General features: G+C 36.8%; 13 protein-coding genes and 1 tRNA gene. 7 read left to right on the forward strand and 7 right to left on the reverse strand.

Features of this window, described 5'->3' with window-relative positions; genetic code table 11:
* The first annotated feature begins 72 nt into the window (after nucleotides 1-72).
* Nucleotides 73-148: transfer RNA gene (locus EZV73_RS20690), tRNA-Phe, on the forward strand.
* A 16-nt stretch (nucleotides 149-164) separates the two neighbouring features.
* Here the strand turns inward: EZV73_RS20690 and trpA are convergent.
* From trpA to aroF, 7 genes are all read right to left on the reverse strand, one after another.
* Complete coding sequence (trpA, locus tag EZV73_RS20695; protein ID WP_240842337.1) at nucleotides 165-887, reverse strand: tryptophan synthase subunit alpha; 723 nt, start codon at nucleotides 885-887, stop codon at nucleotides 165-167.
* A complete protein-coding gene (gene trpB / locus EZV73_RS20700) occupies nucleotides 881-2,053 on the reverse strand; it encodes a tryptophan synthase subunit beta (RefSeq protein ID WP_240842338.1) in 1,173 nt (390 codons plus the stop codon). The genes trpA and trpB overlap by 7 nt, the downstream gene beginning before the upstream one ends.
* Nucleotides 2,053-3,381: a hypothetical protein gene (locus tag EZV73_RS20705; RefSeq protein WP_240842339.1), complete on the reverse strand. Its 1,329-nt coding sequence runs from the start codon at nucleotides 3,379-3,381 to the stop codon at nucleotides 2,053-2,055. The genes trpB and EZV73_RS20705 overlap by 1 nt, the downstream gene beginning before the upstream one ends.
* Complete coding sequence (gene trpD / locus EZV73_RS20710) at nucleotides 3,350-4,345, reverse strand: anthranilate phosphoribosyltransferase (RefSeq protein WP_240842340.1); 996 nt, start codon at nucleotides 4,343-4,345, stop codon at nucleotides 3,350-3,352. The genes EZV73_RS20705 and trpD overlap by 32 nt, the downstream gene beginning before the upstream one ends.
* A complete protein-coding gene (locus tag EZV73_RS20715; RefSeq protein WP_240842341.1) occupies nucleotides 4,338-4,922 on the reverse strand; it encodes an aminodeoxychorismate/anthranilate synthase component II in 585 nt (194 codons plus the stop codon). Before EZV73_RS20715 ends, trpD begins: the two co-directional genes overlap by 8 nt.
* Nucleotides 4,903-6,210 (reverse strand): anthranilate synthase component I family protein, encoded by a 1,308-nt coding sequence (locus tag EZV73_RS20720; protein ID WP_240842342.1) that lies wholly within the window; start codon nucleotides 6,208-6,210, stop codon nucleotides 4,903-4,905. Before EZV73_RS20720 ends, EZV73_RS20715 begins: the two co-directional genes overlap by 20 nt.
* 226 nt (nucleotides 6,211-6,436) lie before the next feature.
* Entirely contained in the window at nucleotides 6,437-7,309 is an 873-nt protein-coding gene (gene aroF, locus EZV73_RS20725; protein WP_240842343.1) for a 3-deoxy-7-phosphoheptulonate synthase, read from the reverse strand.
* A 656-nt stretch (nucleotides 7,310-7,965) separates the two neighbouring features.
* Here aroF and aroB point away from each other — a divergent pair.
* The 6 genes from aroB to EZV73_RS20755 all read left to right on the forward strand — a co-directional run bounded on the left by aroB (nucleotide 7,966) and on the right by EZV73_RS20755 (nucleotide 15,390).
* Entirely contained in the window at nucleotides 7,966-9,036 is a 1,071-nt protein-coding gene (aroB, locus tag EZV73_RS20730; RefSeq protein ID WP_240842344.1) for a 3-dehydroquinate synthase, read from the forward strand.
* Entirely contained in the window at nucleotides 9,030-10,310 is a 1,281-nt protein-coding gene (aroA, locus tag EZV73_RS20735; RefSeq protein WP_240842345.1) for a 3-phosphoshikimate 1-carboxyvinyltransferase, read from the forward strand. The genes aroB and aroA overlap by 7 nt, the downstream gene beginning before the upstream one ends.
* Nucleotides 10,288-11,352, forward strand: a complete 1,065-nt coding sequence (gene aroC, locus EZV73_RS20740; RefSeq protein WP_240842346.1) for a chorismate synthase — start codon at nucleotides 10,288-10,290, stop codon at nucleotides 11,350-11,352. Before aroA ends, aroC begins: the two co-directional genes overlap by 23 nt.
* A 111-nt stretch (nucleotides 11,353-11,463) precedes the next feature.
* A complete protein-coding gene (gene cdaA / locus EZV73_RS20745; protein ID WP_240842347.1) occupies nucleotides 11,464-12,312 on the forward strand; it encodes a diadenylate cyclase CdaA in 849 nt (282 codons plus the stop codon).
* Nucleotides 12,275-13,564 carry a YbbR-like domain-containing protein gene (locus EZV73_RS20750; protein ID WP_240842348.1) on the forward strand — a complete coding sequence of 430 codons (1,290 nt, stop codon included), beginning with the start codon at nucleotides 12,275-12,277 and terminating at the stop codon, nucleotides 13,562-13,564. Before cdaA ends, EZV73_RS20750 begins: the two co-directional genes overlap by 38 nt.
* Before the next feature lie 110 nt (nucleotides 13,565-13,674).
* Entirely contained in the window at nucleotides 13,675-15,390 is a 1,716-nt protein-coding gene (locus tag EZV73_RS20755) for a sigma-54-dependent Fis family transcriptional regulator (protein ID WP_240842349.1), read from the forward strand.
* Nucleotides 15,391-15,393: the final 3 nt, after the last annotated feature.

Genomic DNA, 15,393 nt, shown 5'->3' on the forward strand with positions numbered 1-15,393 from the left:
TAACGGGGCGGTCTTGAAAACCGTTAGGGTGCAAGCCCACGTGGGTTCGAATCCCACCCTCTGCGCCATTTTGCCCAAGTAGCTCAGTCGGTAGAGCAAGGGACTGAAAATCCCTGTGTCGGTGGTTCGATTCCGCCCTTGGGCACCACCAAAAAAACTGTTATTTATATAGCAGTTTTTTTTATGATTTCATATATAGAAGTCATGTCATTTTCATATGCAAGTTCTACAAAGTGACTACCTATTATAATACCATCAAAGTCATTTTTAAAGTAATTAACCTTTTCTTTGCTGTTTATTCCAAAACCAATTGCCACAGGCAAATCTGAATTTCTACGTATCCTTTCTAATGTTTGATAAATATAGGCGTAATCAAAGTCTGATGCACCTGTTGTACCTATATTAGATACTAGGTATATAAAGCTACCAGACTTATCACATATTTTTTTTATGCGCTCTTCACATGTATTGATTGGAATAAGTCCTATTATTGGGATATCCATGTTTAATATAGAAAACTCTTCAATTGGCATATCAGGAATGATTAAACCATCTACATTAGAATCTATGATGTGTTTATTATCAATGGTCAGGATAGGGTTTAAATAAGACATTAAATACACGCTAACATGAGGGTGTTTTTCTTTTATAGCTGACACAACTCTTAAGCTATCTTGTATGCTGCTACCATTCTTGATGGCTCTCGATGAAGCTCTTTGAATAACAGGTCCATCTGCTGTGGGGTCAGAGAAAGGCACGCCAATTTCCATTGCCATAATACCGTTACTGATATAGAAATCTGCCATTTCCAATGTTTTTTCTATTGTGTCATCTCCTGTCATTATAAAAGGGATGATAGGATGTTTATTTAAGTTGTTCTTTAACATAATTCACTCTCCTTAAGTATGGTGTCCATATCTTTATCACCGCGTCCAGAAAGACAGATGACGATGGACTCATTTTCTGTCATACCAAGAACTTCTTTTTCTACTTGTGCAACAGCATGTGAGCTTTCGAGTGCTGGAATGATACCTTCTAATCGTGTAAGTAGTTTGAAGGCATTTACTGCTTCGATATCAGATATAGCCTCATAACGAACACGACCTATATCCTTTAAGTATGCATGCTCAGGTCCGATTCCTGGATAGTCTAGACCAGCCGATATTGAATAGGCTTCTTGGACATTACCATTTTCATCTTGTAAAAGATACATATGACTACCATGTAGAACACCCGTCTTTCCTAAAGACAGGGTAGCTGCTGTTTCAAAAGTATCTATGCCCTTACCAGAAGCTTCTACACCAATAAGAGACGAACCAGTGTCGACAAAGTCATTAAACATGCCTATGGCGTTGCTACCGCCACCAACACAGGCGATGATTTTATCAGGCAGCTTACCTTCTAATTCAAGTATCTGCTTTTTAGTTTCTCTACCAATGATACTTTGAAAATATTTGACGATGGAAGGATAAGGGTGTGGTCCTATTGCAGAGCCAATGATATAAAAAGTCTCTTCCTGGTGATTGATCCAGTATCGAATGGCTTCATTAGTAGCGTCTTTTAAAACCCTGCTACCACTTTTAACAGCAACGACCTTTGCTCCTAAGAGCTGAATACGTTTGACATTTGCAGCCTGCCTTTTGACATCGATTTCACCCATAAACACTGTACATTCCAAGTTTAATAAAGCGCAGGCCGTTGCTGTAGCCACACCATGTTGTCCTGCACCAGTCTCTGCAATGATATGTTTTTTACCTTGGTACTTTGCAATCAGTGCCTGACCAAGGGCATTGTTTATCTTATGGGCACCAGTATGATTTAAATCCTCTCTTTTAAGATATATCTTTGGGCCCCCATAATGGTCAGTTAATCGAGAGGCATAGTAAAGTGGTGTTTCTCTGCCCACATAGTGCGCCAACAATGTATTGTATTCATTGACGAAGTCTTCATCATTTATACATTTTTTAAAATCACCTTCAAGTTGATTGAGTGGTGGTATAAGGGCCTCTGATACAAATTGGCCCCCATATTTACCGAAATATCTTTTAAGCATTATATACCTCCTGTAGTTTCTATAAACTCTTTAATTTTATGGATGTCCTTCTTATGGTTTGTCTCAACTGAACTGCTTAAATCAACTACATCAGCACCGCTAATAAGTAGACGGTCACGAACATTGTCATGATTGAGTCCGCCTGCAAGAAAGACTGTCTTACACTTGTTGTCAATTTTTGAAATAGGGTAAGTCTGACCACTTCCTGGTGAATGGCCATCTATTAACACATTGGCTGCCTGTGTCTTTTTAATATCATCATAGCTAAAGGCCTTTATGATTTTCTTAGAATCAATTGTTAACTCGTTTTCATTTATTTGACCATGTAACTGTACATAATCAAGATTCAAATCCTTATAAACTTGATGAATAAAGTCTATACTTTGATTTTTAAAGACACCAACGATTTTAGAGTAACCGACATTTTTGATGATGTCCTTGGCTTGAGCCATAGTGACCTGTCTTTTGGACTTTGCAAAGACCAACCCAATATAATCGACCTTTTTATTATCACAGAATTCAGCAGTGTGAGCATCGGTAAGGCCACATATTTTTACTTTAACAGGCAACTTCCTTATAGTAAGGGTTTTGAGTAGTTTTGGATCATTGACCAAGCTTTCGCCAATTAGAGCGCCATCAATATAGGGTCTTAAACCTAGTAAGTCATCTTTGGTGTGTATACCACTTTCTGTGATTAAAAGTTTATTATGAGCTTTGATGTGTCCTGCGAGTTTTTTACTCTTATCAAGGTCAATGGAAAAATCCTTCAGCGATCGGTTATTAATGCCACACAGTTTAAAGTCTAAATCTGAGATTTCATCAAATTCAGATTTGGAATGCACTTCAACAAGTACTTCAAGCTTTAGATTGTGCGCATAATCCAGTAGTGCCTTGAATCTATCTCTGGTAAGAATTCTTTTTATTAAGAGTATGACATCAGCTCCTAAATCTTTAGCTTGTTTGATTTGAATCTCGTTTATTATGAAATCCTTAAACAAGAGTGGCAGTTTTGTATGTTTTCTAACTGTAGATAAATAATCAGGACTACCGTAGAAAAAATGCTTATCTGTTAATACAGAAATGCATGAAGCACCATTTTCTTGGTAATACTTTGCCTGGGAAATAATATCTAAATCAGGTGCAAAACATCCTTTTGATGGAGAGCCTTTTTTAATTTCAGCTATAATTGCCATTTCATTGGATTGTCTGATGGCATCAATTAATGAAATTGATTCATGAACACTGATCTCTTTTTTTAATAGGGGACTGTTCATCAGCTGTGCAACTTCGATTTTCTTATGCGCCACTATTGTCTGCAAGATGTTCATATCTACTCCTTTCTCCTTGTAGGTATTGGTGTACGACTTTTATGCCTTGTTCAATACTTGAAGCAACTTCACCAATGTATAAGGCAAAGCCTGCATTTAGGGCTACAAGGTCATACTTAGGTCCCATGGCGCCATTTAAAATGGACTGAGTGATTTTGACATTATCTTCTGGTGTACCGCCTTGAAGGTCAGTAAGGCTTGCATATGATAAATCATAATCTTTGGGATCTAGTTTTGCATAGGTGATTTGACCATCATTTATTATAGCGATATCATTGATCCCTGTTGTCGAAAGTTCATCCATTTTGTTATGGCCACAAACAACTGCACCTCTTTTTACATTCTGACGAAGAAGTACATTTGCCATAGGCATGATAAGGTCAGGGTCATAAACACCAATCACTTGATGACTTAGAGTAACTGGATTACAAAGAGGACCAAGTACATTAAAAATGGTTGGGATTTTCAGTTGTTTTCTTACCCCCATTATTGATTTCATCTTTGGATGCATATAAGGGGCAAAGAGAAATGAAAAGTTATTTTTTTCTAGTTCCTCTGAAATAGCCAGGCCTTCATGATGAAAGCTTTGTCCCATCTTTTCAAGAAGATCTGCACTACCAGACTTGGATGATATTGAACCGTTGCCATGTTTGGCAACAGTAATAAAGTTTTTTAGTATCAGTGCAACCGTTGTTGAGACATTGAAAGTATTGTGACCATCTCCACCAGTACCGCAAACATCTATTACTTTTTTAGACTTGAAAGGTACTTGAACAGCATGTTTCTTCATAGCAGTACTAAATCCATGAAGGACCTCTTCAGTAAGAGGCAGGGTGGTTAAAAGTGTTAATAGGGATGATATTTCAACATCATTTGCGTCAAATAACAAGTACTCTGCTAAGTTGTTTGAAATATCATAATCAATATGACCTTTCATAAGTTGATTGTAGAATGTTTTATACATAATGCCTCCTAGCTAGTTCCACAAAGTTGTAAATAATTTGGCTTCCATATTCGGTCATGTAGGATTCCGGGTGATACTGTAAGCCAAAAATGGGTTTAGATTTATGTTCAATGCTCATGATTTCATTATCCGTTTCAGAAATGCCAGTCACTAAGAAGTCAGAAGAAAGGGTAGGTGGATCGACGATCAGTGAATGATAACGTGTTGCCTTGATAATTTCTGGCACAGTCTTATAAATATTCGAATAGGATGTTTTTATCTTATCAACAACCCCATGATAGATTTTCTCAGCATGGGTGATCCTTGCATCGTATGCTGCAGCAATAACTTGCAGACCCAGGCAAATGCCAAGCAAAGGGATGTGACTCGGTAGATTTCTAACCAGGTCTAGACATATACCAGCCTCTTTTGGAGAGGAAGGTCCTGGGGACAAAACAATGGCTTTTGGCTTAAGACTCAGAATCTCATGAATACTAAGCTCATCATTTTTAACCACTTTTATGTCAGCATAGTATTTGGCTATTAACTGCTTGACATTGTAAGTAAATGAATCATAATTATCGATAATCAAAATCATATCTTGCTCCTTTTGTATAAAAACTAGAGAGTGTTTGAATAAGCGCTCTGCCTTTGTTTATGGTTTCTAGATATTCGTCATGGCAATTGGCCTTAATGACAATGCCGGATCCTACTTGAATAGTATACTTATTGTCTTCTTTTAAAATAGTTCTGATGGCTATGCAGGCATCAAGTTCTTTAGCAGTCGAAATACATATACCGCCGCCATAAAGTTTTCTATTGTCTTTTTCTTCGACATCAATTATACTCATAGCCATGTCCTTAGGTGCACCAGAAACTGTTCCTGCTGGAAAGACCGATGCCAAGGCATCGATAGGTGACTTAGAATCAGATAGTTTTCCCCTGACTGTTGATACAAGGTGCATGACTTGTTGATAATATTTGACCTGACAAAAGTTATCAACAGTAACTGTATCAGTTTTAGAGACTCGGCCAACATCGTTACGCCCTAAATCCACCAGCATGAGGTGTTCAGCTCTTTCTTTAGGATCTTTGATCATGGAAGCTGCTCTCTTTTCATCTTTGCCATCATATTTCCTTGCCCGTGTGCCCGCTATAGGGACAACCTCAACGATTCTATCCTTGACACTTACCAATCTTTCTGGTGATGTGCATATAATGCTTTTGTCACGGTTTTCAATATATATTTGATAAGGTGAAGGATTTAATTCACAAGCTCTTTTGAAGACATCAAGACCAGTTAAAGTACTTTTGGCTTCAAAGCATTGAGAAAGTACAACTTGAAAGACATCACCATCGATTAAATGTTTAATAGCGGAATCAAACATCGTCTGGTATTCTTCCTTTGTAATATTGGATGTAAAATCGATAAAACCATCATACTTAGGCGTCTTGTAAGCTTCTAAAGCTTTCAACTTATCTTTAATTTCATTTATAATGTTCTCGCTAAGTTCAATGTTTAGGTCATTAGAGCGATGTACAATCTTAAGTGATTCTTTTTCTAATACCAATATAATCTTAGGCACAAAGACTTCTATTTGATTTTTTTTCTGATCAAAGGGGAGTGTTGTGAGTTTGATATCGCAGTAGTGAGGAAGTTCATTTAGATATGTATCCCCATTAAGTTCTACTTCTGATAAGCAAGTAAAACTTTCTATATCTGCATCTAATCCAATAATCTTTACATGCTCATAATCTGGGAACTTATCTATGAGAAATGAGGGTTTGTCATCCTTGAGTTTGCGATAAAGACTAAAGACGTCTCCTGAAAAAGCGACGTTATCGTGACTTAAGACGTACTTAAACTGACTAAAATTTTGATTCATGCATTTTCCTCCAAAAAAAAATCGTCCCTAAAAAAGGACGATTACTCGCTATGCCACCTTATTTGTGTTGTTCCAATCCATCAATTGGTCATCTCTGTAACGGGAGATCCCGGCGCCCCTACTATGGTTCAGTTTGCTCTCATAAGTCCATTCAAAACAACTCTAGATGTTCGCTCTCACCTAACCGAACTCGCTGGAATCTTTTGTTGAGTTTACTACTCTTAATCTATGATTTACTTTGCTTTAATTGTTTGATGCTTATATCTTCAATGCTGCTAATCTGTTTAATAGACTGCATCATTTTTTCAAATGCTTTTGGCTTGAGTGATTGTGGACCATCGCAAAGGGCTAATTCTGGTTGGTAGTGTACTTCAACCATTAAACCGTGAGCCCCAACTATAACAGAAGCTTTTGCAAGTGGTTCAATCATGTTGTGTCGTCCAGTTGCATGACTAGGATCAACGATGACTGGTAAGTGAGTCAGCTCTTTAAGGGCAAGTACTGCACTTAAGTCTAAGGTATTTCTTGTGTAGGTTTCAAATGTTCGAATACCTCTTTCACACAAGATAATTTGTTCATTGCCTTCACTCATAATGTATTCAGCTGCCATCAGTAGTTCTTCGATTGTCGCTGACATACCTCTTTTCAAGAGGATTGGTTTCTTTGAGCGTCCGGCTCGTTTTAAGAGTGGGAAGTTCTGCATGTTTCTTGCACCAATTTGGAGTATATCCACATACTGTTCAACAACGTCAAATGTTTCAGTTGAAATGACTTCAGAAACAATCGGCAGCTCAGTAAGTTCACCGGCCATTTTGAGAAGTCTTAACCCTTCTTCTTCAAGACCTTGAAAACTGTATGGTGACGTTCTTGGCTTATAAGCACCGCCTCTAAGGATGGTTGCACCTGCAGCTTTTACTGCTCTTGCTGTAGAAAGCATTTGGTATTCATTTTCTACAGCACATGGACCTGCTATGACGGTCAGGTGACTGCCACCTATTTTTGTGTTCTTGATCTTAATAACTGTGTCGTCGGCTTTGGATAAGCGACTTGCCAGCTTGTACGAAGGTAATTTTATTTCTTTTTCAACTATGTTTAACATTTTTATTCTCCCATCTAATATTATTCCAAATTTAATTACTAAAAAAGGAGCTTCCCATCGGGAAACTCCTCTACTTGTTTTCTATTGCTCGTAAAAACCTTAAGTTTGATAGCTTCCCTCATAATATTCAAATGCAAATAGACCAGCGCTCCAATAAAAGAAACCCCAGTAAAAAAAGAAAAAATAATCTTGAATTAAAGATAGCGTATTATTTAATTGCTTAATAATTGATTTTCTTGAATTCATCATTTTTTTCTCCTCGTTTTGCGTTGTTATTGAGAATTGTAGTACCAATACAAGTAAAAGTCAAGTAGTTTTTAAAAACTTTTTTTAGACTTGACAATTGCATATATATTGAATATGATAAGAATCAACATTCTAACACACGTATGGGAGTGTATTTTTATTGCATATTTCATGTGCAAATATGTCTTATAAATAATATGAAATAAGGGCATGTAATTATAGGAGAAGTAATAGTTCTTAATGTTGCGTAATCCTTGTAATTAGTAGCTTTGATGAAAGTGTTCGTTTGGAATGTTCGACCTTTGAAAACAGAAAAATTGGTGTATGAAATGACTTAGTGTTACAATGATAGAAAGGATGTTTTATCTTATGACTAAGGTGATAAAAGATATAATAAAAGGTGTATAAATATGCAAAAAATAAATTTGGATTTGGGCGAAAATTCTTATAATATATTTATTGGAAAAAATTATTTTAATAAGATTGCAGGTATGATTGTTGATGAATTCAAGTACCAAAAGATTGTTATCGTAACAGATGACAATGTCGAAAAGTTATATTTAAGTGATTTGCTTCAAGGGTTTAACAACTTAAATATAAGTACATTTTCTTATACAGTTGAAGCTGGTGAGAAAAGTAAATCTATAAGGGTACTAGAAAATCTCTATCAATATTTTACAGAATGTCATTTAACAAGAAAGGATCTGATTATAGCCCTTGGTGGAGGTGTTATTGGTGATTTAGCAGGTTTTGCAGCTGCAACCTTTTTAAGAGGTGTTGATTTTATCCAGATTCCTACAAGCTTATTGTCTCAAGTAGATTCTTCTGTTGGGGGTAAGGTTGCGGTGAATTTACCACAGGGGAAAAACTTGGTAGGCAATTTTTATCAGCCTAAAGCAGTTTACATAGATGTTCATGTACTTTCTACATTAGATAGAAGAGAATTCATATCTGGTATGGCAGAAGTGGTTAAGTATGCCTTTATTGAAGACAAAACTCTTTTCGATGACTTAATGACATATGATTTGACTTCTATTGAAGACCATATTATTCCTATTATAAGAAGATGTGTGGAGATAAAGGCACAAGTTGTTGAAAGAGATGAAAAAGAATCTGGAGAAAGAATGCTCCTAAACTTTGGTCATACAATTGGACATGCCATTGAAAAGCTAACCTCATATTCTAAGTTTAACCATGGTGAAGCTGTTGGCATGGGCATGGTCTATTTCTTTAGGGCCATGAGGGCTAGAGGTATGATGACACAAGAGACATATGATTTGAGTATGGCGCTTTTAGAAAAGTATGAATTGGATACTTATGAGTCATATGACATAGATGAATTGGTAGAAGCAAGTAAATTAGATAAAAAAAGTGATAAAGATAAGCTAAATATCATATTACTTGAATCGATAGGAAAAGCGTATATAAAATCAGTGGATTTTGACTGGTTTAGAGAGTTTATATTGGAGGGAACATGTTAAATTTAAAAATAAAGGGTGGTCAATCATTAAAGGGTGAAATTCAGATACCGCCATCAAAGTCTTTGAGTCATAGAGCTATTATTGCATCAGGCTTATCAAAGGGCGGTAGGGTGGATAACCTTATCCAGTCTCAGGACATCATTGCAACAACACAGTGTATGTCACAGTTGGGTGCAAGTTTTGTTAAAGAAGGCCATGATTATATAGTAAAAGGGGCCGATTTTCCACTGGCTTGTTCAAACAATGTATTTGACTGTCATGAATCAGGTTCTACCTTAAGATTTATGATTCCGATTGCCATGTTAAGTGGTGAAGAAGTATCCTTTGAGGGTAAGGGAAAGCTTGTTACAAGACCTTTGGATCCTTTTTATGATATTTTCGACAAACAAGGCATCAGTTACAAACACGATGGTTGTTTACCTCTAACAGTAAAGGGGGCCATCAAACCAGGTCAGTTTGAAATTCCGGGAGACATCAGTTCACAGTTTATTACGGGATTATTGTATACGTTACCCCTTTTAAATGGTGATTCTCAGATCAAGGTAACATCTGATTTAGAATCCAAAGGTTATATTGACCTTACAATTGACGTATTAAGAGCATTTGGTATTGAGATTGGTAATGATAAGTATGAGACATTTACCATCAAAGGCAATCAAACATACACAGGCAGAGACTACAGGGTGGAAGGTGACTTTTCACAAATTGCCTTCTGGTTGGTAGCAGGTCTTTTAAATGGTGATATTAAATGTTTAGATATGAATCCAGATTCTAGTCAAGGCGATAAAGAGGTGCTTGATATCATCCAGAGAATGGGTGGTAAGCTGACAATGGGATCAGACTTTATAAGTGTAGAAAAAAGTCCAACCAAGGCAACTGTAATTGATGCTTCTCAGTGTCCTGACATTATACCTGTTTTAACGGTATTAGCGGCCGTTACGCCAGGTACAACTGAAGTCATCAATGCCAAAAGACTAAGAATTAAAGAGTGTGATAGATTAAATGCCATTGCAACTGAACTTAATAAGTTGGGGGCTGATGTAGAAGAATTAGAAGAAGGTTTGATCATTAAAGGCAAGTCTTCTTTAAAGGGTGGCAGAGTCAAAGGATGGAATGACCACCGTATTGTTATGTCGATGGCAGTTGCCTCATTGGCTTGTAGGGAAGATGTCTATATTGAAGGTTGTGAGGCCATCAACAAATCATATCCTCATTTCTTTGAACATTTTAAAACATTAGGAGGCACATTCGATGAGTGGCATATGGAAGAGTAATTTAGGTTTATCTATATTTGGTGAGTCTCATGGTCCTATGGTTGGCATCACCATGACCGGTGTAAAAGCAGGTCATAAATTAGACTTAGACTTTATTCAATCAGAACTTAATAGAAGAAAACCTGGCAAGAGCCTAATGGAAACTCAGCGTAGGGAAGATGATCTTTTTAAGATTGTCAGTGGTGAGTTTAATGGGTTTACAACAGGTGCGCCTCTTACAATGATGATTGAAAATACCAATCAGCGTTCTAGAGACTATACTGGCTTAAAAGAGCGTTTAAGACCGGGGCATGCAGATCTGACTGCCAATATCAAGTACAATGAGTTCCATGATTATAGAGGTGGTGGCCATTTTTCTGGCCGTTTGACTGCAGGGATCGTGTTTGCAGGTGCTGTTGCTAAGTCTATCTTAAAAGAATCGGGTATCATCATAGGTTGTCAGATTAAATCTATTGGAGATGTTGAGGATAGAGAAATTACAACTTTGGATGAAAAGACTTTAGACTTATTAAAAGGTGCATTTCCTGTTGCAGATTCTGAAAAGAAATCTCAAATGGAAGAACGTATACTAGAAGCTAGACAAGCCCACGATTCAATTGGTGGAAAAGTTAGATGTTTTGCCATTAATGTACCAGCAGGTTTAGGGGATCCCTTCTTTGAATCATTTGAAAGTGTATTGTCACAACTGGTATTTTCTATACCTGCTATCAAGGCCTTAGAATTTGGTTCGGGTGTAGAACTCGCAAGCATGAAAGGTTCAGAGGCCAATGACCCTTATTATTTTGATGAAAATATCAAGACGAGAACCAATCATAATGGTGGCATATTAGGCGGTATTACAAACGGTATGCCAGTAGATTTTACAGTCACTGTAAAACCGACGCCATCTATTGGAAAAACTCAGGAAAGTGTCAACTATCAGACCAAGGAATCTGTGGATTTAGCCATTACTGGCAGACACGATCCATGCATTGTGCCGAGGGTGCTTCCAGTATTAGAAGCTGTGCTTGCAATTACAATTTTAGATAGGATGAAGGAATAATATGATTGTTATGTTACAATCATATTATTTTTGTTTCAATTGTCCTATTAGAGTAGTCTATTTCCATAGAAATGCTATAATATTTAATAGAGACTAAAAGAGGTGGCATATATGGAAAACGTCATGAAACTGTTCATGAATTTTCGAATTATCGACTTAATCGATATCGTAATTGTAGCAGTAATTTTTTACAAACTTTTGATGTTAATAAGARAAACACGTGCAGAGCAACTGATCAAAGGATTGATTGTTCTTTTAGCTGTGTTCAATATTTCTAAGTTTCTTCAATTACATATGATTCAGTACATTTTGGAAAATACATTTACAGTTGGTATTTTTGCCATTCTTGTTGTGTTCCAGCCTGAGTTAAGAAGAGCGCTTGAATATATTGGTCGAACCAGATGGTTATCCGTTTCGATTTCTGAAATTATTAAAGAGGAATTAAAGCAAAATATTGAAGAGATTGTTACTGCAGTTTCTACCTTATCAAGAACCAAAACAGGTGCTCTAATTGTTATGGAAAGAGATACTGGTTTGAATGAGATTGTAGATACGGGGACCCTTATAGAAGGTAAAATTAGTGCCTTATTAATTACAAATATATTTGAACATAATGCACCCCTTCATGATGGTGCTGTACTTATAAAAAAAGAAAAAATAATGGCAGCAGGCTGTTTCTTACCACTGTCTATTAAAACAGACCTTTCAAGAGATTTAGGCACTAGACACAGGGCTGCTCTTGGTATGATAGAAAACTCTGATGCCTTAGTAATTGTTGTATCAGAAGAAACAGGAGCTATTTCTGTGGCAATGGACGGTAATCTCAATAGATTCCTCGATGCAAGTGATTTAAGAAACATACTGCTTGAAAACTTTGTTATAGAGGAAAAAACATCATTTGTAGATAAATGGAGGAATTCAAATGCTAAAAAGGATAAGGGAGATTTACAGCAGGAGTAAGTTTTCTAGAAACACTGCCCCTAAGCTGCTCTCATTGTTATTCGCAATTGTATTTTGGGTATTTGTTATGGATCAAGTGAATCCTGAGATTACTAGATCGCTCCAAGATGTACCAGTGCAGTTGATGGGGATAGAAGAGTTAAAAGCCAGAAATTACGAAATTATGGGTGAACGTGAATTTAATGTGGATGTCACCTTAAAAGGACGTCGTAATGAAGTCAACAGCATCACCAAACAAGAAGTAGAAATATCTGCTGATATAGGTGATTTAACAAGTGGCAATCAAACCATTTTACTCAATCAGAATGTTTCTATTGAAGATATAACAATTGATTCGATTTCAAAAGACAACATCACCTTAGATATTGATGAGATCATCAGACAGCCAATTGATGTAAAAATTATCAAGCAAGGGACTGTTCCAGAAGGTTATTTGACAGAGGATATGACCCTGTCATTGCAACAGGTTTTTATCAAGGGACCAGAGTCTTTTGTCAATTCTGTTGAAAGTGTAAGAGGTATCATAAATATCACCAATGAAACCACAAGAATATCTAAAGAAGTTGCTGTAGAACCAATTGATATCAATGGTGAAACTGTAACGGGCCTAGAAGTAGAAACCAACTATGTGTCGGTGACCATACCTGTTTCAAAGCTGATGGATGTGACCATTCAGCCAAGTACAGTCGGTACTGTTAAGGAAGGTTTTGGTTTGACTGCCATCAAGGTGACACCAGACAGTGTCAATGTTCGTGGTCAACGTGAAGTCATTAACGCCTTAAAGTTTATAGAAACCATGGATGTTAATCTGAATGGTGCAAGTGAAAGCTTCGAGATTTATACTAAGCTGAATGTGCCAGAAGATGTTACCATGAACCAATATTTAGATGAAGTAAAAGTGGATGTGACCATAGAAGAAATCATAACAACAGAGTTTACTTATGATTATTCTGATATAACATTCCTAAACAAGGCCAGTAGTCTTAGAACCAATATGGCAGATTTAGAAGGTGTCGTTCTTCTTAGGGTATCGGCTTTTGAAAGTATTGCAAATAGCTTAACTAAGAATGATCTAACTTTATATGTGGATGCTGAAGATTTTGAAGCTGGCACGATTAACGCTGAAATTGTACTCAACAAACACAATGAATTTAATGGTATCGAAATCATACCAAGTAACATAGAATTAGAGATTGTAGATTTAGATGCAGAACCAGTAGAAGAAGAAACAACAGAAGAAGATACAGAGTAATGAGATGCCAAAAACAGTTGTTTTTGGCATTTAAACTTTTTGTGGAACTATTAAAAAAATCTTGTAAAGCCATAAGAGCTAATGATACAATAGAAAAGAGTAGGTGAGCTATGAAACGAGAACTAGAACTAATACTTGATTCAACACATGATGCAATGATTGCCGTTGATATAGATGGTGTAATCACACTTTATAACAGAGCAGCTGAAAAGTTGACTCATTTTTCTGCTGATCATGTTATAGGAAAAAATATAACCGAAGTTATTGAAAATACGCGGTTACCCCATATTATGATATCGGGACAGGCTGAACTGGACCAGAAACAACAGCTGGGTAATACGGAAATCATCACCAATAGAATGCCCGTTAAAGACAAGAATGGTCATATTATTGGCGCAATTGCAGTTTTTAGAGATATTAGTGAAGTTGCTGGACTTGCAGAAAAAATAACCAATCTGAAGCAAGTACGTTCCATGCTTGAAGCCATCATCAATGCAACACAGGATGCCATATCTGTAGTGGATGAAAATGGTTATGGTATTTTAATCAATCCTGCTTACTCAAGATTGACAGGTTATTATGATGAAGACATCATCGGCAAACTGTCTACTGTAGACCTTGGCGATGATGGAGAAAGTATACATTTGGAAGTACTTCGTAAACAAGCGCCTGTAACAGGACTTAAGTTTAATGTAGGCTTAAATCGAAGAGATGTTTATGTCTCTGCAGCACCCATATTTGAAAATGGTGAGTTAAAGGGCAGTGTTGCTGTCTTGCAGGACTTTACTGAAACGAGAAGACTATCAAAGGAACTTGACCAGGCCAAGCAGATCATTAGAAATCTAGAAGCCAAATATACCTTTGAGGATATAAAGGGTGAAAACCCAGTGATTATCAATGCCATAGAAAAAGCAAAACTGGCTGCAGATACACCTGCGACCGTCCTTCTTCAAGGAGAGTCAGGTACTGGTAAAGAGCTCTTTGCTCATGCCATACACAATGCCAGTGATAGAAAACACTCTAAGTTTGTCCGTGTAAACTGTATGGCCATTAATGAAGGCGTTTTAGAAAGTGAACTCTTTGGTTACTCAGGTGGTGCTTTTACAGGTGCCTTAAAGTCTGGTAAAGCCGGTTATTTTGAAATGGCTGATGGCGGCACCATATTCCTAGATGAAATTGGTGAAATCAGTTTGGCAACGCAAGCCAAGCTTTTAAGGGTACTTCAAGAAAAAGAAGTGGTTAGAGTGGGAGATTCAAAGGTTATACCTGTAGATGTTCGAGTTATTGCAGCAACCAATGTAGACCTAGAAAAAGCCATTGAAATCAAGCGTTTTAGAAAAGACTTGTATTACAGATTAAATGTCATTCCAATTAAGACGCCTGCTTTAAGAGAGCACAAGGATGATATCAAACCCTTGATCATATCGATCATACAGAAGCAAAATCAAGTGTTTGGCCGTTCAGTAAGAGACTTAAGTGATGAAGCCCTACATGTCATTGAAGCCAACGACTGGCCTGGGAATATTCGTGAGTTAGAAAACTATATTGCCAGGGCAATGATCAATATGAGATTTAACGAAATCATCATCACAAGATCTCATTTACCAATTATTGACCATCAGGAAGTTATACAATTACCAGATAAGAAGATAGCTAAAAATTTCAAGGCTTCATCCTTACAAGATAAGATGGACCTTTATGAAAAGCAATATATAGAAAAAGTACTTAAGTTAAACCAAGGGAACAAAGTAAAAACAGCTGAGACTTTAGAGATTTCCATACGGAATCTATATTATAAACTCAACAAACATCAAATAAAAGAATAGGGA

Origin of the sequence: Acidaminobacter sp. JC074 (assembly GCF_022496765.1) — a bacterium.
Classification (GTDB): domain Bacteria; phylum Bacillota; class Clostridia; order Peptostreptococcales; family Acidaminobacteraceae; genus JABXKX01.

Coding starts and splice junctions, on each gene's coding strand:
- EZV73_RS20720 (WP_240842342.1), bottom strand. CDS start 6,210: ATGAATCAAAATTTTAGTCAGTTTAAGTACGTCTTAAGTCACGATAAC.
- aroF (WP_240842343.1), bottom strand. CDS start 7,309: ATGTTAAACATAGTTGAAAAAGAAATAAAATTACCTTCGTACAAGCTG.
- aroC (WP_240842346.1), top strand. CDS start 10,288: ATGAGTGGCATATGGAAGAGTAATTTAGGTTTATCTATATTTGGTGAG.
- aroB (WP_240842344.1), top strand. CDS start 7,966: ATGCAAAAAATAAATTTGGATTTGGGCGAAAATTCTTATAATATATTT.
- EZV73_RS20715 (WP_240842341.1), bottom strand. CDS start 4,922: ATGATTTTGATTATCGATAATTATGATTCATTTACTTACAATGTCAAG.
- EZV73_RS20755 (WP_240842349.1), top strand. CDS start 13,675: ATGAAACGAGAACTAGAACTAATACTTGATTCAACACATGATGCAATG.
- EZV73_RS20750 (WP_240842348.1), top strand. CDS start 12,275: ATGCTAAAAAGGATAAGGGAGATTTACAGCAGGAGTAAGTTTTCTAGA.
- trpD (WP_240842340.1), bottom strand. CDS start 4,345: ATGTATAAAACATTCTACAATCAACTTATGAAAGGTCATATTGATTAT.
- trpB (WP_240842338.1), bottom strand. CDS start 2,053: ATGCTTAAAAGATATTTCGGTAAATATGGGGGCCAATTTGTATCAGAG.
- aroA (WP_240842345.1), top strand. CDS start 9,030: ATGTTAAATTTAAAAATAAAGGGTGGTCAATCATTAAAGGGTGAAATT.
- trpA (WP_240842337.1), bottom strand. CDS start 887: ATGTTAAAGAACAACTTAAATAAACATCCTATCATCCCTTTTATAATG.
- EZV73_RS20705 (WP_240842339.1), bottom strand. CDS start 3,381: ATGAACATCTTGCAGACAATAGTGGCGCATAAGAAAATCGAAGTTGCA.